Source organism: Kitasatospora sp. NPDC051984, assembly GCF_044593455.1.
Taxonomy (GTDB): domain Bacteria; phylum Actinomycetota; class Actinomycetes; order Streptomycetales; family Streptomycetaceae; genus Kitasatospora.
In genome coordinates, this window is record NZ_JBIUCB010000038.1 from 44,009 (window position 1) to 45,262 (window position 1,254).

The following is a 1,254-nucleotide window of genomic DNA, read 5'->3' on the forward strand; positions in this document are numbered from 1 at the left end:
GTTCTTCCGCTGCGGGCGGCGGCCCGGACGCGAGAGCCCCGGTGTCGCCACCCGCTTCGTGCGGGTCGCGGTACCGGGGCTCGGTCCGTTGCGGGTGTCACTGCGGCGATGCGGCGAGGCTGTGGTGACCGTCCCGGTCTGTTCCTCCGCTGCGGTCGGTGGCCCGGACGGTGGTGCCGGTGGTGCCGAGCAGGGTGCCGAGGGCGTCGTCGAGGGGGCCGATGGCCGCGATCCGTCCGGTCTGCTCGGCGAAGGTGGCGGCGGCGTCCGCCTTGGGGCCCATCGACCCCTCGGGCAGGTCGAGTGCGCGCAGGCGCTCGGGGGTCGCGGTGAGCAGCGGCTCGGGATGCGTCGAGCCCCAGTCGGCGAACACGTGGGTGACGTCGGTGAGGATCAACAGGGCGTCCGCGTCGAGCTGTTGGGCGAGCAGGGCGGCGGTGAGGTCCTTGTCGACGACCGCTTCGATGCCGCGGACCCGGCCGGTGTCCGGATCGCGGGTGACGGGGACGCCTCCGCCGCCGGCCGCGACGACCACGTCGCCGGCGTCCAGCAGGGTGCGGACGGCCGCCAGCTCGACGATCGCCGCCGGCCGCGGGGAGGGGACCACCCGGCGCATCCGCGCACCGTCCCGGGCGGTGGTCCAGCCGCGTTCGATCTCCATCAACCGGGCCTGGTCGTCGGTGAGTTGGCCGCCGATGAACTTGGTCGGCCGGTGGAAGGCGGGATCGTGGGGGTCGACCTCGGTGTGGGTGACCAGGGCGGTGACGGCCCGGCCGGGCAGCAGGCCCGTCAGTTCCCGGGCGAGCAGGGTGCCGATCATGCCCTGGGTCTGGGCTCCGAGGACGTCCAGCGGGTAGGGCACGGTGAGCGCCGGGTCGGCCTCGCTCTCCAGGGCGAGCAGGCCGATCTGCGGGCCGTTGCCGTGCGTGATCACCACCTCGTGCCCGGCGGTGACGAGTGCGGCGAGCGAGCGGGCCGCGTCGTGGACGTGGTGCTGCTGGACGGCGGCGTCGGGGTGTTCGCCTCGCTGGAGGAGGGCGTTTCCGCCGATGGCTGCGACGATGCGCATGGTCACTTCTCCCCGAGGGTGGCGACGAGGACGGCCTTGATGGTGTGCAGCCGGTTCTCGGCCTGGTCGAAGACCAGCGAGGCGGGCGATTCGAAGACCTCGTCGGTGACTTCGAGGCCGTCGAGCCCGTGTTCGGTGGCGAGTTCGGCGCCGAGGTCGGTGCGGCGGTCGTGCAGGGCGGGCAG

At 73.8% G+C, this 1,254-nt stretch carries 1 protein-coding gene and 1 pseudogene; both read right to left on the reverse strand.

Features of this window, described 5'->3' with window-relative positions; genetic code table 11:
* Positions 1-97: 97 nt before the first annotated feature.
* Positions 98-1,069 (reverse strand): carbamate kinase, encoded by a 972-nt coding sequence (locus ACIHEI_RS35450; protein ID WP_396609668.1) that lies wholly within the window; start codon positions 1,067-1,069, stop codon positions 98-100.
* A gap of 2 nt (positions 1,070-1,071) precedes the next feature.
* Positions 1,072-1,254: pseudogene (locus ACIHEI_RS35455) on the reverse strand (ornithine carbamoyltransferase subunit F); the annotation flags it as partial.

Excerpts from the sequence above, each read along its gene's own strand:
- ACIHEI_RS35450 (WP_396609668.1), bottom strand. The coding sequence starts at position 1,069 with ATGCGCATCGTCGCAGCCATCGGCGGAAACGCCCTCCTCCAGCGAGGC.